We start from the raw sequence: 543 nt of genomic DNA on the forward strand, positions 1-543 counted from the left end.
GCAGGTCTGGATTTGTCGCGACGACAAGGGACACATCCAGGCCATCGGCAGGGATGCGCGTGGCCGCCGGCAATATCTCTATCATCCCGATTGGCTCAGCATGCGCGATGAAGCGAAGTTTTCGAGTCTGGTCCCGTTTGCGCAGGCCCTGCCTGCAATGCGACAGCAAGTGGATCGCGACCTGCGCCGGCATGGCCTGCCTCGCGAGCGTGTGCTCGCGGTGGTCGTCTGGCTGCTCGACAACACGCTGATCAGGATCGGCAATCCGGCCTACGCCAGGGATAATGGCAGTTTCGGGCTCACGACGCTGCGCGACAAACATGTCGAGATCGTCGGCTCGACGCTGCGCTTCATGTTCAAGGGCAAGTCCGGCAAGGAATGGAAGCTGAAACTGGCTGATCGTCGTGTTGCGGCGATCGTGCGCAACACACAGGATTTGCCGGGTCAGACCCTGTTTCAATATGTCGACGACAACGCTGACCGCGCCTCGGTCACATCGCATGCGGTCAACGCCTATAACGGCGACATCTGCGGTTTCAGTTC

1 protein-coding gene is annotated in these 543 nt (G+C 60.2%); it reads left to right on the plus strand.

All coding sequences use genetic code 11. The features are described from left to right. Positions 1-543 (plus strand): DNA topoisomerase IB (locus DC522_RS34040; protein ID WP_133239473.1); only part of this gene is annotated, 543 nt, incomplete at both ends.

This window comes from Microvirga sp. KLBC 81 (assembly GCF_003075415.1).
Lineage (GTDB): Bacteria > Pseudomonadota > Alphaproteobacteria > Rhizobiales > Beijerinckiaceae > Microvirga.